The 15,890-nt window shown below is 36.7% G+C and carries 13 protein-coding genes; 10 read left to right on the top strand and 3 right to left on the bottom strand.

The annotated features are described in order from the left end of the window. From ACFYKX_RS08230 to ACFYKX_RS08190, 9 genes are all read left to right on the top strand, one after another. The gene (locus tag ACFYKX_RS08230; protein ID WP_389359944.1) at positions 1-453 is read left to right on the top strand and encodes an OsmC family protein; all 453 of its coding nucleotides are present in this window, start codon (positions 1-3) and stop codon (positions 451-453) included. A 281-nt stretch (positions 454-734) separates the two neighbouring features. Beyond that, positions 735-1,055, top strand: a complete 321-nt coding sequence (locus ACFYKX_RS08225; RefSeq protein ID WP_389359942.1) for a DUF1257 domain-containing protein — start codon at positions 735-737, stop codon at positions 1,053-1,055. A gap of 16 nt (positions 1,056-1,071) precedes the next feature. Further along, positions 1,072-1,281, top strand: coding sequence for a DUF2997 domain-containing protein (locus tag ACFYKX_RS08220; protein WP_389359940.1), 210 nt, complete (start codon positions 1,072-1,074; stop codon positions 1,279-1,281). Continuing rightward, positions 1,282-2,010: a ComEA family DNA-binding protein gene (locus tag ACFYKX_RS08215; RefSeq protein WP_389359938.1), complete on the top strand. Its 729-nt coding sequence runs from the start codon at positions 1,282-1,284 to the stop codon at positions 2,008-2,010. Next, positions 2,010-2,630, top strand: coding sequence for a 4Fe-4S single cluster domain-containing protein (locus tag ACFYKX_RS08210; RefSeq protein ID WP_389359936.1), 621 nt, complete (start codon positions 2,010-2,012; stop codon positions 2,628-2,630). The genes ACFYKX_RS08215 and ACFYKX_RS08210 overlap by 1 nt, the downstream gene beginning before the upstream one ends. 340 nt (positions 2,631-2,970) lie before the next feature. Next, positions 2,971-4,626, top strand: coding sequence for an AAA family ATPase (locus ACFYKX_RS08205; RefSeq protein ID WP_389359935.1), 1,656 nt, complete (start codon positions 2,971-2,973; stop codon positions 4,624-4,626). Positions 4,627-4,807: 181 nt separating this feature from the next. Continuing rightward, a complete protein-coding gene (locus tag ACFYKX_RS08200; RefSeq protein WP_389359933.1) occupies positions 4,808-7,450 on the top strand; it encodes a flavin-containing monooxygenase in 2,643 nt (880 codons plus the stop codon). A 137-nt stretch (positions 7,451-7,587) separates the two neighbouring features. Beyond that, entirely contained in the window at positions 7,588-8,049 is a 462-nt protein-coding gene (locus tag ACFYKX_RS08195; RefSeq protein ID WP_389359931.1) for a hypothetical protein, read from the top strand. 71 nt (positions 8,050-8,120) lie between these two features. Continuing rightward, on the top strand, positions 8,121-8,321 hold the full coding sequence (locus tag ACFYKX_RS08190) for a ChaB family protein (protein ID WP_389359929.1): 201 nt from the start codon (positions 8,121-8,123) through the stop codon (positions 8,319-8,321). Between the two features lie 40 nt (positions 8,322-8,361). Here the strand turns inward: ACFYKX_RS08190 and ACFYKX_RS08185 are convergent, their stop codons facing one another. From ACFYKX_RS08185 to pepT, 3 genes are all read right to left on the bottom strand, one after another. Further along, on the bottom strand, positions 8,362-9,639 hold the full coding sequence (locus tag ACFYKX_RS08185; RefSeq protein WP_389359927.1) for an MFS transporter: 1,278 nt from the start codon (positions 9,637-9,639) through the stop codon (positions 8,362-8,364). 86 nt (positions 9,640-9,725) lie between these two features. Then, positions 9,726-11,033: an alkaline phosphatase family protein gene (locus ACFYKX_RS08180; RefSeq protein WP_389360525.1), complete on the bottom strand. Its 1,308-nt coding sequence runs from the start codon at positions 11,031-11,033 to the stop codon at positions 9,726-9,728. A gap of 403 nt (positions 11,034-11,436) precedes the next feature. Continuing rightward, complete coding sequence (gene pepT, locus ACFYKX_RS08175) at positions 11,437-12,669, bottom strand: peptidase T (protein ID WP_389359925.1); 1,233 nt, start codon at positions 12,667-12,669, stop codon at positions 11,437-11,439. Positions 12,670-13,046: 377 nt separating this feature from the next. On the opposite strand from pepT, the gene ACFYKX_RS08170 reads away from it, so the two are divergent. After that, positions 13,047-15,821: a tetratricopeptide repeat protein gene (locus ACFYKX_RS08170; protein WP_389359923.1), complete on the top strand. Its 2,775-nt coding sequence runs from the start codon at positions 13,047-13,049 to the stop codon at positions 15,819-15,821. Positions 15,822-15,890 lie beyond the last annotated feature (69 nt).

Genomic DNA, 15,890 nt, shown 5'->3' with positions numbered 1-15,890 from the left:
ATGGGACAAAATATTAATTTTAAAGTAAACGGTATTGGTAATGGAATGAGGCTAGATGCAACAGCTGGTAAGCATACGGTTGTTATAGATGAACCTGAAACATTAGGTGGAAGAGACACTGCCGCAGACCCACTTTCTACCTTCTTAGCTTCTTTAATAGCATGTGAAAACGTTATGGCTCAAATCATTGCTAAAGAAATGAAATTTGACCTACAAGGTATTTCTTTTGAAGTAGAAGGAGACCTTGATCTAAGTGGTCTGATGGGGAATTTAGAAGTGAAGCCTTATTTTGAACAGGTGAAGGTTAAAGCATCCGTAAAAACCTCAGAGACTCAAGAGCGGATAACTGAAATGAAGGAACAAGTAGATTTACGCTGCCCAGTGTTTAGAACGATTAAGGATGCTGGAATTCCGATTGAAAACCAATGGGTGAAGGCAGAAGTGAGTGTGTAACTAATTTATGAAGCTGGCTCAATTTAACTTGAGTTAGCTTTTTTTATGGAGTATTTTTTTACCAGAATTTTAAAACAAATTTTTCTTTTTATTGTATAATATTACAATATTGTATTGCTTTAGTCGCGTATACTTTCGGCTTATAGAACAATCAGAGAGGGGCGTTTCTCATTAGTATAGAACTTGTTTTAATTCCGATTGCCATTGCTGCTAGTCAGCTCGTTAGTGATAGATATCAAAGAAAAATTGAACAACAAACTAGTTATAAGCTGGAAAGTTTCATGAACGATGAAAATCTTTTGAAAAGAGCGTTAGAACAATATGGATGTTCCTTTGAAAAAGATGAGAAGACTCTTAATGTTGAAGATTTTAAGATTGGTTTCTTGAAAAATGATGTAGGGATTTTTGAGGCTGTTTTTGATATTGATATTAAATTCGAAGATGCACAACGCTTCTTGCAGAATATTGAGGAAGAATATACCCATATACTCCAGCAGGAAACATATCAAAAACTATTACATAGGGCAAAGGAGCAAGGATTAATCTTAGAAACCGAAGAGGTTAACGAAAGTAATTCTATTATATTAACCTTTAAAGTATAAGCGAGGAATTGTGAATATGGAAAAAAGATTAGTAATTGAGATAGGTATTGATGGAAAAGTTAAGGCAGAAACAGTTGGTATTAAAGGGAAAGCATGTCTTGAGTATATAGAGTTACTTGAAAAATTATTGGACGCAGAAACGATAGATTCCAATTATTTATCGGAATATTATGAAACAAATATTAAAACAGACGAGAAATTAATACAAAAAGTGAGGGAGATTTAAGTGGCAAAAAAAATAACCTCTAAGGGGAAACTCTGGGAATTAATGAATTCAATTTGGATGCTCTGGGCTATTGCTACAATTGGATTTTTTAATTATATTTCATTCTTTTATATAGCTTATAGAGTAAAACAAAGAAAGTGGACTATTTGGGGAATTGTCTATTCAATACCTTTTATTATGTATATGGCCTTTGAAGGTTCCGTTAGGGAAGATAGCTTACTATATAATTTAATGTTTGCTGCAATTATCATTTCTTGGTTCGGGTCAATTTTTCACGTATTTAAAATTAGAGCAGAGTACTTAATACGATTAGAGCAACATAAGAAATCTAGAGTTAGTCAAAACCAGATTGAAGAATTAAGGTCATCTATTCAAAAGGAATATGAACAGAATAGTAAAAATGTACCAACACAAACAGAAAAAAAGTTAGCTGAAACAAAGCAAGTCCCTGTTCCAACAGTAACAGAAACTGTCAATCCAATAGACATTAATACTGCAAGTGAAGAGGAAATTGCCAACATTCCTTCTTTAGGGGCTATTCTTGCTAAAAAGGTGGTCTCAGTAAGAGAGCAAAAAGGAGGATTTGCTTCTTTAGATGAATTTACGGAAGCACTAAACATAAAACCACATGTACGTGAACGCATTAAGCCATTTGTTGTATTTTCTACCATCGAAAAATCGACAACTCTTTCTCCTAGTGAACAAAGTGGAAGATTAGTAGACTTTTAATGAATCTCAGAATACATCGTTTTCTTCCATTAACTACTGTTGAAGGACCAGGAAAAAGAGCGTGTTTATGGGTACAAGGCTGTTCAATTAGGTGTAGGGGCTGTGGAGTACCTTGGACATGGTCAGTGTCTGGAGGTTCAGACATTTTAGTAGATGATTTATTTGAAAAAATTTTAGAGAGTAAGCACGATAACGAGATTGAAGGAGTCACCTTTTTAGGAGGGGAGCCTTTTGATCAAGCTGGGCCACTAGCTTTATTAGCAGAGAAGATTAAGAATACTGGTTTATCTATAATGTCATTTAGTGGCTACACATATGAACATATTCTTGAACAGAATAAACCACATTGGAACAAATTGTTGACTCATGTTGATTTGTTAATCGATGGCCCATTTATTCAGGCCCAATTGGACTTAAGTAGACCATGGGTAGGTTCCTCTAACCAACAATATCGCTTTCTAACAGATCGTTATAAATACTTGGAAAATAACTTATCAAGTATCGCAAATAAGATAGAGATTCGACTCGAACGAGATGGTACTATCGCTATAAATGGGATGGTTACCCAAGAAAATTTAAAGCTTTTAACAAAAGACATGGGTGAAAGAAAGTTTTGTTAAAGGTAAAAGTCCTGTATCAAATATGCAGGGCTCTTTATTTTCAAATAAGCTTTTATTTAAGCAGGAGGAAGCATGTTATACATCATAGGTGGTCTCATCATTTTATTTTTTATCTGTGCAAAATTAGACATGAATTTTTTAGGGTGTCTATTTTTCATAATTATTGCTTTTATATTATGGAGAATAGGAATCTTAGGATTCATCTTAAGAATTGTATTTAGAGTAATAAGGTGGATTTTCATAAGAATTGTATACTACTATGATAAGTTCTTTGGAAACAATGATGTCACAGCACTCATACATATTCTAAATTAAATATTTATAGGAGAAGGGATATACTTTGAGAACAAAAAATAATACTACTAAACTATTAGCTAATCTTTTAAAAGCAAGGTTTCCTTATCTATATTTTCAGACGTGGGAAGAAGATAGAGCCTTATCCGTTATTCGTTCTGTTGCAAGTAATGCTGAATTAATTAAAACGACTAGAAATGTTATTACTTGGAGGGTGACAACTGGATTTCAAGATCAATCGGGTCAAAAATTAGGTGAAACGAAAGCCCCATTAAAAGCCTTAGAATTCATTGAACAATATGATGAACCAGCCATATTTATATTACAAGATTTTCATATATATTTTGGTGGACAAGGTAAGCTTCCAGATTATCAGGTCATTCGAAAATTAAGAGATATGTTATCCAATATTAAAAGAAGCCCGAATCCTAAGAATATAATCTTTACATCCCCGTATCTAATTTTGCCAGATGATTTACAAAAAGATATTACGATTGTTGACTTTGACCTACCAACTTTTGAAGAAATTAAAAACATTCTTGATGAAATGATTAGTGTTAATAAACATAGTGGAAGAATTGTTATTGATTTAAGCGAAGAAGAAAAAGAGAGATTAGCAAAAGCAGCACTTGGCTTAACCTTATCAGAGGCAGAAAATGCCTTTGCCCGTGCTATGGTAGAAGACGGTCGGCTAGATAAAAATGATGTAGAAGTCATCTTGGAAGAGAAGGAACAAATTATTAAAAAGACTGGAATCCTAGAGTTTATATCTAGTGACTTAGATATAAATTCTGTAGGTGGATTAGAAAACTTAAAACGCTGGTTATTAAAGAGAAACAAGTCGTGGCTAGACTCTGCAGCAAAATTTGGTTTACCTGCACCAAAGGGAGTTCTTATTACAGGTGTACCAGGTTGTGGTAAAAGTTTAATTAGTAAATCGATTAGTTCCATGTGGCAGCTTCCATTATTAAGACTTGATTTAGGTAGTATTTTTAGTGGAATTGTAGGAAGCAGTGAAGAGAATATGAGGAAAGCAATTAAAACTGCCGAAGCAATTGCTCCATCTATCTTGTGGATTGATGAAATCGAAAAAGGGTTTAGTGGAATTAATAACGGTGGTGATAGTGGTACATCATCTAGAATCTTTGGTCAATTCCTTACATGGATGCAGGAAAAGACCAGTCCTGTTTTTGTAATAGCGACTGCCAATAATATTTCTAGTCTCCCACCAGAGTTAATGAGAAAAGGAAGATTTGATGAGATTTTCTTCGTTGACCTTCCAACTAAAAGGGAAAGAAGAGAAATTCTTAAAGTGCACTTGAAAAAGCGCTTAAGAAATGAAAATGTACTAGGGAACTTTGAACTTAATGAAGAGGTAATAGATCTTTTAGCTGATGAGACAGAAGGGTTTGTTGGAGCCGAAATTGAACAGCTAGTAATAGATGCTCTATTTGAAGCATTTGCCGAGGATCGGAGCATTAGACTAGATGATTTCTTAAAAGCTATTAATAACACAGTACCACTTTCAATTACTCAGTCAGAACAAATCCGTAGTATCAGGGACTGGGCAAATGTAAGGGCTGTAACAGCTACTCCGAAAGAAGATATTAAAGACTATACAAAGAGTCTTAGTCCAGTGGGGACAAGTTCAGATGGGGATGATATTAAATTTAACCGTGGTGGAAGGACAATTGACTTTTAATTCGGGCATAGATTAACCTGAATTATAGTTTCCTGCAAAGTAATTTAAGGAAGCTTGGGATATCCAAGCTTCTTTTTTACGTTGAAAATATAGAACAAAATGGAATTAAGCCCACAAACTACGAATATAATGTAAACGCTTACATGTGTTTGCTAGAAAGCTAATTTAGGGGGGATAAGTGTTGAAATCTGAACAGAAGTTTATTCAAGAGTTCGATGCTGTCGTTGTTGGGGCTGGGTTTTCGGGGTTGTATATGCTTCACCGCTTAAGGGATGCGGGGTACTCTGTTCGTGTCTTTGAAGCCGCAGATAATGTAGGTGGTACATGGTACTGGAACCGTTATCCAGGAGCGCGTTGTGATGTTGAAAGTATCTACTATAACTATACATTTTCTGAAGAAATACTTAATGATTGGAATTGGTCCTCTAGGTATGCTGAGCAGCCTGAAATTTTAAGCTACATCAATTTTGTGGCAGACAAGCTGGATTTACGCAAGGATATTCAGTTTCAGACTAGAATTACAGCGGCCCATTATGACGAAAAAGCGCATAATTGGAAGCTACAGGCTGGCAAATCTATCATTATAGCGAAATATTTCATTCCAGCGATAGGCTGCCTGTCTGCTTCGAACATTCCAAATTTCAAGGGGTTAGAAACCTTCAAAGGAGAGATGTATCATACCGGAAGGTGGCCACACGAAAAAGTAAATTTTTCAGGAAAGAGGGTTGGGGTGATTGGAACAGGATCAAGCGGAATCCAAGCTATTCCTGTTATTGCAAAGGAAGCTGGACATCTGACTATTTTCCAGCGCACGCCGCAGTATAGTGCTCCTGCCCGAAACCATGCTTATGATCAAGACGTTCTAATACAGACAAGGGAGAATTACAAGGAAATCAGACAGCAAATGTATACTTCTATGCATGGTGTTCCACAGACTCCACGTGAAATCTCAGCGCTTCAAGATACACCTGAAGAAAGAGAAAGAGTGTATGAAGAAGCATGGAATCAGGGAGGGCTGTTCACACTACTGTATTCCTATAGTGATATTGGCTTTATACCTGAAGCAAACGAAACAGTAGCGGATTTTATACGTACGAAAATTAGCTCTACTGTCAAGGATCCTGAAGTAGCCCAAAGATTAATGCCTAACTACTTTTTTGGTACGAAACGTCCTATTATTGACACGGACTATTTTGAAACATACAATCGCGAAAATGTAAAACTAGTAGATGTAAGAGCGACATCTATTCAGGAGATTACACCAAATGGTTTACGAACATCCGATGCTGAATATGAGCTTGATATGATTGTTTTTGCCACTGGATTTGATGCCATGACGGGACCACTGTTTAAGATCGATATCCGTGGAAAAGATGGATTGGGGCTTAAGGAAAAATGGGGCGGTGGGGCTAATTTAAAGACTTATCTTGGCCTTTCCACTGCTGGTTTCCCGAACATGTTCATGCTTACTGGACCACAAAGTCCATCTGTTCTTAGTAATATGATGGTTTCGATTGAGCAGCACATAGACTGGGTGACAGATTGTATTAATTACCTAGAAACTAATAATCTACAAGAATTCGAGGCAATGCCTGAAGCGGAAGAAGCTTGGAGTGAACAGTGTAGGGCGACTGCGGCCATGACTCTCCTTCCACATGCGGATTCCTGGTATATGGGGGCAAATATCGATGGTAAACCTAGAGGATTCCTTGCTTTTGCTGGTGGTGTAGGAGTCTACCGCCAGATTTGCGATCTTGTTGCAGCTAGCGAGTATGAAGGATTTTCAAAGGTTGCTACTTCAAAACCTTTACCAACTGAATTAGATTCTACTGTACGTCAGCAAATAGAACAATTGAAAAAGGAGGTATGGGTAATGTTAAATCTTGATCCACAAGCAAAAGTTGTTTTACAACAATTAGAGGCTGCTGGTGCACCTCCAATGGAAACTCTTACACCAGAGCAAGCTAGAGCTTCGTCTGACTTCAGTCTATTAGCGGGTGCGCCTGAGGAGGTAGCAAAAGTAGAGAATAGAAAAGTTCCTGTCTCAGGTGGGGATATTCCAGTCCGTATCTATACTCCTGATGGGGAAGGACCATTCCCGGTATTGGTTTACTACCACGGTGGTGGCTGGGTAATTGGTGACCTTGATACTGTGGATGTTCCGTGCCGAATGTTGGCAAACAGAGCGAACTGTGTTGTTGTATCTGTTGATTACAGATTAGCACCAGAGTACAAATTCCCAACAGCTGCTGAAGATTCTTACGCCGCTGTTCAATGGGTAGCCGAAAATGCTGCAGAGATTAATGTGGATACGTCACGCATTGCTGTAGGGGGTGACAGTGCTGGTGGCAATCTTGCAGCTGTTACTGCCTTAATGGCAAAAGACAAGGGAGGCCCTAACCTTGCCTATCAGTTACTAGTCTATCCGGTAACCAATTATTCCTTTGACACTGCGTCATATACTGAAAATGCTGATGGGTATCTACTAACTAAGAACACCATGGTTTGGTTCTGGAATCACTATCTCCGTAATGATGAAGATGGGAAAAACCCGTACGCATCCCCTTTAAGAGCAGAGGATCTTACAGGGCTTCCACCAGCACTTGTTATTACAGCTGGTTTCGATCCACTGCGTGATGAAGGAGAAGCATATGCTGCACGTCTTAAAGAAGCGGGAGTCCCAGTTGAGGCAACTCGCTATGACGGAATGATTCATGGATTCTTTTGGATGCCAGGGATTTTAGAACAAGCTAGAATAGTCATTGAACAATCGGCTAATGCTCTGAAGGAAGCTTTTACTACTAGTAAAAGTACTGTAAAATAAACTAATTCAGGCCCTTTTATCTTAAATGATAAAGGGTCTTTTTGTGGCCTCTAATAAAATGTTTATTTTAAATCTGTCGTGGAAACAACAAAGTAAGACAAGAATTTTGAACTACTAAACTAGAGGAGGCGTTCAACTTGGGTAAACTAAAATATTTATTCGTTCTATCTGCAAGTTTCATTATTCTTGCTGGATGTAGTAACAATGAAAATGCTATAGAGGAAACCGCGAATGAGACAGTTGAGATGGTAGAAGAGGACTTTGAGAGTATAGCTACTGGTATTGAGAACCAAATAAATGAAGTAGAAACTACGGTAGATCAAGCGTTTGTCACAGAAGGTGAGACAGCTGAATTAAGTACGACTGCCTTTATTGCCTATAATGAGGATGCATATAATGAAATATATGATATCTATGATATTCGTAACTTTACTGAAGAGTTTAGGGACATGGTGGCTGATAATGAGATCCAACTATTAGAAGAGGGAACAGAATTTGAGGTATTGGAAACTGATGTAACTCAAGCGAAGGTTATGAATATTGAAACAGAAAACATTGGGTTCATTCATCTCTCTCTACTTTCGCAAGTGTCCTCTTAACAAAAATTAAGCCCTCTAAGGTGGAGGGCTTAATTTTATCTGTTGATTTTTAAATAGAAAGGAGTCATTACATGCCTTATTCATCTTTAGAGGAATTGCCAAAACAAGTAAGCAATGTTTTACCAAAGCATGGGCAAGAAATATTTAAAGAGGCTTTTAACTCTGCTGAGAAACAATATGAAAAAGAAGAGACAGCGTTTAAGGTTGCTTGGAGTGCAGTTGAACAGAAGTATGAGAAAGCAGAAGAAGGACGTTGGAAGAAGAAAGAGTAGAAAAAGTGCCCTTCCATTAGGAGGGCACAACGATTAATGTTTAATTTGTAACTGGCTCTTTAACAACCTTTTCAGATTTTGGCTCTGGAACGAAAGCCAGAATGGTAATTCCAATTATGAACAAGACAACGAGACTGAATACACCGCTGTTTGAGTTTCCGGTAACCTGTGCCGTTACCCCAACTAGTAGTGGACCCATGATTGAGGCAAATTTTCCAAAGATATTATAGAAACCGAAAAATTCATTTGAATTCTCTTTCGGAACAAGCTTTGCAAAGTAAGCACGACTTAATGCTTGAATACCACCTTGCGAGGAGGCAACTAGCATAGCAAGAATCCAGAAATCTAATGTTGTTTTTAAGAAATAAGCGTAAATACAAACGATAATATAAACAATGATCCCGACATAAAGCATCTTTTTCCCAGTAAACTTCTCTGCCAATCTTCCGTACAGGATAGCAAATGGTCCTGCCACAACTTGAGTGACAAATAAGATGATAAGAAGATTAATAGAGCTAATTCCTAAGTCAGTACCATAAGCTGTTGACATTGTGATAATGGTGCCAACTCCATCAATGTAGAAAAAGTATGCAATTAAGAATAGGAATAGTGCACGATATTTGCGAATTTCTTTAATGGTTTTTCCAAGACGTTTAAAACTATTTACAACAGGATTCGGTTCTTTCTGAATATAATATCGTTGGTGAACATTCTTAAACAGTGGAATTGAGAATAATCCCCACCAAAGAGCAGTGATAATAAATGCGATTTTACTAGCTACGGTTGTTGAAATAGGTAAGATTCCATTTTGTGATAAAACGATGATTGCAATGCTAATTATGAAAGGAATCGTACTACCGATATAACCAAATCCATATCCTCGGGCTGATATCCGATTCATTCGATCCTCTGTTGTTACATCAACGAGAAATGCATCGTAAAATACGTTAGAACCCGATGAACCAATCACGGCAATCGTATAAAACGCTAATAGAAGAAGCCATTGGTCGCTAGGAATAAAAGCAAGTGCAGCAGTTGCCCCAACACCTATAGAGAAAAAGAAGGTAAAAAACTTCTTTTTATAGCCTTGATAGTCACCTATCGTCCCTAATATGGGTGCAATCATTGCTAGAATAAATGTTGCTATTGCAATCGTGTAACCAAGATAAGCTGTTGAATCGGCTCCACTAACGCCAGCATTTGTAGCTGCAGCTTTATAGAAAAGTGGAAAAACGGCAGTTGATATGATGATTGAATAAGCTGAGCTAGCCCAATCATAGAAAACCCAACTCTTTTCTTCTTTTGAAAAACCTTTCATGCATGTGGCCTCCCTAAATAGCTTATCTTTTATTGTACAAGGAAAGATTTGATAAAGTTGAAAGCGCTTAAGATTTTACATAAACTTTACATGTTTAATAATTCTTCTACAACCTCGCCATCTGTATTTCCAAGGTCCAAACCTAGTAAACGAGCGAAGGTAGGACCTTCGTCAACTAGGTGCATTCGAGGCACAACGACATTCGGTTTAATTCCTTTTCCAGTTGCCATGAAAACTGTACCATAGTTTTCTTTTTCAGGTGAGTATCCATGAGATGCTAGAGTGTATACTTTAGACTCCGCGTCTTCTTCAGTGATTTCATTGAGAAATTCTCCATCAAGCACATCTTTTATATAGTATCCTTGAGTAGCTTCTATCATAAAAAGACAATTCGGGTCAGCACCTTTACTACTAGCTTCTTCACTAGTAAATACTCTTTCAATCCCATTTCTTTTATCTAAAGCTAAATCTAAGAAAAGCTTTGTAACAGTTTCTTTTGTTGTTGAATCAGAGGAATCCTTTACATAAATATATGCAGAACCATCGCAGCTCTTGCAGTATGCGTTCCAATTTACTACTTTCCCATTTTTATCTACTTGAATAAGTCCTTTTTCTTTTAAAAGCACATTCGGTTTAATCACTTGAGAATGATTTAGCGCACTATGGTCGCCTAGAGCAATAATGGTGGAGTTTTCGTATATTCCACTTTCCTTTAATGCTTGAAAAATTCGTCCAAGTCGAATGTCATGACGTTTAATGGCAGCCATAGCTTGTTCAGACGAGAAACCATGATAGTGTCTTTGTGAATCTAAGTCCGTAAAATGAACGAGAAGTAGATTTGGCTTTTTCGTTTTAATCGTTTGAACGGTTGATTCCAAAACAAAATCATCTAGCTCTGGTTGATTTAACCCTTTTCGCATATGACCATACCGATAATTCATATCTAGTTGATAAAAGGGTGTTCCGTTTCGTAACGAGACTGCTACTTGATGATGCCAAGGGCGATTAGCAAAGATTTCAGGCATATTGAAATCGATATTTGCTTTCCCAGTAACAGGCCACAATAACGCAGCCGTTGTCATTCCTTTCTTTTTCGCTTCATCATATAAGGTAGTAGACTTAATATAGTGACGAAACCAATACCAATCAGGAGATAGTCTACCAGGCTGGATAAAAGTATTGTTAATTACCCCATGGTTTTTAGGGTATTTCCCAGTTACAATCGTGGCATGACATGGGTAAGTAACTGAAGGATAGATCGTCTCTACATTCTTACAGTAGGAACCATTTTTCAAAAGCTCTTTAAAATTAGGTAGCTCTTCTAGCATTGAAAAATCAAGAGCAGATAAACAATCAAATGAAATGACCACTAAATGTTCAGTAAGACGAGTCATCATGACCTCCATATTTAGAAAGTACTATGTAAATACTAATATATCAGATATTTCCAACAGAGAGTATAAAAAGAGGGAACATCGTAGTGTGTTACCTCGTGTATGTGAGTGGGTTAGTACCAGTTTTAGAGAATTAGAACAAACTTTTGGTACTAAGGGACGTTCTTAGTACCCGATTTCTTGGTTACAAACTTAAATTGGTATTAACCTAAAAAGTTAATACACGTTTTTGAGAATTAGAGCAGATTCTTGGTACTAAGTGGTGCTCTTAGTGAGAGTTTTTTTAAAAAATATAGAAAAAAGGTAACTAACCATTAAGTTTAGTTACCTTCCGCCATTCAAAAAGCTCTTCCATGTAGTGTGTCTGAAAGCCACAGTTAGGCCGAGCCTCCAACCATAAAAACTAAGCTCTCTCCTCAAACAATCTTGCAATTTCAACAATTACTTTTGTAGACTTTAGCATATTATCTACGGAAATATATTCATATTTGCCGTGAAAGTTTTCTCCGCCTGTAAAAATATTTGGTGTTGGAAGTCCCATATAAGATAACTGCGAGCCATCTGTACCACCACGAATAGGTTCAACGATTGGTTTAATATCTAAGTTCTCTATTGCTTGGTAGGCAATATCTACAATTTCTTTTACTGGTTCAATTTTTTCTCTCATGTTGTAGTATTGATCATTTAGATCAAGAGAGATAGTGTCTTTTCCGTATTTAGCTTGTAGTTCCTGTACAATTTTCTCAAGAGTAGCTTTTCTCGCATTAAAGCTGTCTCGGTCAAAATCACGAATGATGTAGCTTAAAGTTGTTTTTTCTACATCTCCATTAAAAGAAAGTAGATGATAAAAACCTTCATAGCCCTCTGTATGCTCAGGCGCCTCGTTCACTGGTAATTTACTATTAAGTTCCATCGCAATTTTAGTTGAATTCACCATTTTCCCTTTAGCAGTCCCTGGATGAATGTTGTTTCCTTTAATCACAATTTTTGCTGCCGCAGCACTGAAGCTTTCGTATTGCAGCTCACCCAGTGGTCCACCATCGACCGTGTAAGCATATTTTGCATTGAATGCAGCAACATCAAACTTATGCGGTCCACGTCCAATTTCCTCATCCGGAGTAAAAGCAACTCGAATCGTCCCATGTTTAATGTCTGGGTTGTTAATGAGGTACGCCATCGCCGTCATAATTTCAGCAATACCTGCCTTATTATCGGCACCAAGTAGCGTGGTTCCATCTGTTGTGATAAGGGTATGACCAACATATTTCTTAAGGCTTGAAAAATCATTAGGTGAAAGTGTAATATGTAATTCTTTATTCAACACAATGTCTTTTCCATCGTACTGATCAACGATTTGTGGATTTACATTCGTACCAGTAAAATCTGTTGCCGTATCAAGATGCGCTAAGAAACCAATCGTGGGTACTTCCTTGTCAGTGTTTGAAGGAAGAGTAGCCATCACATATCCGTTTTCGTCCATCGTTACATCTTGCATACCAATCGTTTTTAGCTCTTCCACTAGCATATTAGCAAGTGTTAGTTGGCCTTGAGTAGAAGGGCATGTTTGGTTTTCTTCATTAGATTGTGTGTCTACTTTTACATAAGAGGTAAAACGTTCAATGATTTCATTCTTCAACTTCGATTCATCTCCCTTGGAATATTATGTTTTCATATTATCATAATTAGTGGAAATCAATGAATTTTAACTTTTCAAGATGAACATTTATGATAAAAGGTAAATAAGTATAGGTTAAGAGGTGAAGAGATTCATGTTCAATTTTAATTTTTTCAATAATAAATGTGCCATATGTAAAAGGAAAATTAAGCCTCTACGAAAATATGAGGATGACCGCGGTAAAAAGATAAATGTCTGTATTCCATGTTCTGAATATGCTGAGAGGCGAGCATATAAAGTGATAACGTAACCGAACTAAAATTAAATTATTTGTTAAAATAAGGTATATTGCACACATGTAAAAGATACTAATTTAATTGATTAAGTGGAGGGATGACATGGATTTAAAACCTAAATACTCTTTAAATTCCTTGAAAAAGAAAACTCAGTCCGCTATTCGTGAATTTACCGATCGAGAGGAACCTACGAAGGCGTTTTTCGATGCTTTTCAGCTAAAGGATAGCTCTCAATATAAAGTACTTACGTATTACGGTGTAGGTGGAATAGGGAAATCAAGGCTTTTAAGAGAACTTTTTCAAAAGGTGGAAAGGGTAAACCCTAGTACAATTAAAGCGATACTTGACTTTAAAGAAGAGAAGCATCGATATCCAGGAGAAGGATTGCTTTGGTTAAGAGAGGAATTAAAAAAGAAAAACAAAATCAAATTTACAACTTTTGATCTTGCTTATACGATTTACTGGAGCAAGTTAAATCCTCAATTAAGTCTAAAATCTAACAATAAAGAACTACCTTTTATTGAAGAGGGAAGTTTTGTTGGGGAACTGATTCATCATTTAGAAGATGTGCCTTTAGCACAATGGGTTCCTAAAACACTGAGACTAATTAATGGGTTTTCAAAGTATAAAGACATGCTAGATTGGTGGAGTAGTAGAGGAAAAGAAGTCATGTCCATTCTTCAGGAATCTCTTCCAAGTGAAATTGAAGACATGCTACCAGTTTTTTGGGCTGCTGATTTAAAGGATTATATTGAAAAGCATGACCATCCTCCTGTTGTTATTTTTATAGATACTTATGAAGCCATTTGGGAGAAGAATCGTCAACAAGGCTCCTTTTATGAAAAAGATAGTTGGGTGCAAGAATTTGTTTTGCAGCTCCCAGAAGTTCTATGGGTAATATGTGGGAGGGAGAAAATTCAATGGGCAAAAACAAATCCAGCATGGGGTGACTACAGTGTTCTGGAACAACATCTTATGGGAGAATTATCTCAAACTGACTCTGAAAAATTTCTAAAATCTTGTGGAATTGAGGATGAAGAAATCGCTGGAACTATTACTCAAGCGAGTCAAGGTCTTCCTTACTATCTAGATTTAATGGTAGATACATATAATTTGATTCAAGAGAAACGGGCAGCCCAACCAGATGATTTTTCTAAAGCTCCTCAGGAAATTTTAAATCGGTTCTTAAGGTATCTCGAACTTTCGGAAAAAGAAACATTAAGAGTCCTATCTTTCACAAGGTATTGGGATACTAAATTATTTCAATCGCTTATTGTTGAGTTTAAAACGGGTTATCCATCAACAGCTTATACAGAGCTATTTAGATTCTCCTTTATTAATGAAATTGAGACGAACAAATGGGATATGCATTCCATTATGAGGACTAGCTTACAAGAGGAGATAAAAAGTAGCAACCCTTATCTGTATACTCAGATACACCATTATCTTTTTAACTATTACAATCAAGAGTTGCTAAATGTAAAACTGAATTTATTTTTAGACAAAGATCAAGAAGCGTTTCGTGAGGCATTTTTCCATGGGCGGATTGCTCTGTCTAGGGAGAATTTCTTTAAGTGGTTTTTAGAGAAAGGACGTATGTTACAAGCAGCTGGTCAATTCCAACTCATTGCATCCTGTTACAACGATCTTATGAGCCTTTCATCAGAATTTGAACATAGCGAGCTTCATGCTTATATTCATCAATATTTTGGAGAAATTCACTTATTACAGGGTAAATATGATGATTCTATTAAGGCTTATAAAAAAGCTGTAGAGATCTTCTCTGTAAAAGCAACGGAAAATCAAGAGCTACTGAAAGATTTAGGGAAAAGCAGTATGGATTTGGCCGAGGTAATGATTCATACAACGGAATACCAAGCTGCTTTTCAATATTTGTCTGATGCATTGATTCAATACCAAACATATAAGGGAGTAAAGGACGTAGAATTTTACTCCAATCAAGCCCTTATCTATATTAGGCTTGGAAAATTAAACATTCGATTTTCTAATTATGATGAGTCTATGACAAATTACGAAAGCGCATTAGCTTCATGTGATGAAGCCTTGAAACTTCACCAGGATCATTCTACGGTTCTAGCTATGAAAGCACTCGCTTATGAAAAACTTGGAGAGCTATATGGTAGTAGCCATTACGAAAAACAGGGCGAATGTTATCAGAAGTCTATTTACTTTTACGAAAAGGCTCTAGAAAATAAACAACAGAATCATTATTTGCGTATCCTTACGAATCAAGGGCTAGCGTATAAAAGGTTAGCGGAACATTATAAAACTACGAAAAATCCAGCAGACAAACTTAAGAGTTTTAGACAAGCTATTTCTATTTATAATAAAGTTTTGAGTCAATCGCCTGAATTTGTCGATGCCTTAGAGAAAAAAGGTCATGCTCTTGTTGACTATATGGCTCTGCAAGCGGAATTAGAGTTATATGATGATGCGCTGGGAAGTTTTTATGAAGCTGTGGAGACATTTGAAAAGGTTTTAGAGATAGCTCCTACACAAGGAGGATCAAGGAACCGCTTGGCATCAGCTTATCGAGAACTCGCAAAGATGTACATGAATCAAGAACAGAATGCTAAAGCGACTGAGGCTCTTCGTCGTTCGTTAAAACTAAGCGAAGATGTACTGGCCTTTTCTCCACAATATATTTATGTGCACAATAGCATGGGGAAAACGTACGAGCTTTTAGGTGACTACTATGCAAAGTTAAATGACCGAAGTGAAGCAGATAAGAACTACACTCTAGCACTTGAACAGTATGACAAGATGCTAGAAAAGGCACCAAAACTAAGAGAGCCGATACGAAGGATAGAAAACATAAAAGAGAAACAAAGCGTAATGAAAGGAAATGCTAAATGAAAAGAAACCTCAATATCATCATGATATTGAGGTTTCTATATTAATAAACAACTTTCCTTTTACCCGCAA

This window comes from Cytobacillus spartinae, from assembly GCF_042865285.1.
Taxonomy (GTDB): Bacteria; Bacillota; Bacilli; order Bacillales; family Cytobacillaceae; genus Robertmurraya_A; species Robertmurraya_A spartinae.
The sequence above is the reverse complement of the archived record's forward strand: the minus strand, read 5'-3'. Positions and strand labels throughout refer to the sequence as shown.